The organism is Mesorhizobium sp. M7A.F.Ca.MR.362.00.0.0 (assembly GCF_004023175.1).
In the GTDB taxonomy this organism is placed as follows: domain Bacteria; phylum Pseudomonadota; class Alphaproteobacteria; order Rhizobiales; family Rhizobiaceae; genus Mesorhizobium.
In genome coordinates this window covers 1-209 of the sequence record NZ_RZTF01001276.1, presented here as the reverse complement: position 1 = coordinate 209, position 209 = coordinate 1, and the positions used below count along the sequence as shown (strand labels likewise).

At 57.9% G+C, this 209-nt stretch carries 1 pseudogene; it reads right to left on the bottom strand.

Features of this window, described 5'->3' with window-relative positions:
• A pseudogene (locus tag EOC06_RS44740) lies at positions 1 to 208 on the bottom strand (plasmid pRiA4b ORF-3 family protein); the annotation flags it as partial.
• Between the last annotated feature and the right edge of the window lies 1 nt (position 209).

Below are 209 nucleotides of genomic sequence, written 5' to 3'. Positions count from 1 at the left end.
GGTAAAGGTGTATGCCTTCCCATCCCATCGCGACCTGAAGGACGCCATGAAACTCGCGTAGCGTCATCGTCGAGGGAACCTGAACCCTACGCCACACCATCGGGCTCACGTCGTGCAGCCAGATGCGGAATTGCAGGATGGAAATCTCATCCTCCGAGGCTGCCGCCTCTCCGGCAGTTTTCGTCGCTGCCCGTTTTGCCCTTTTCAAA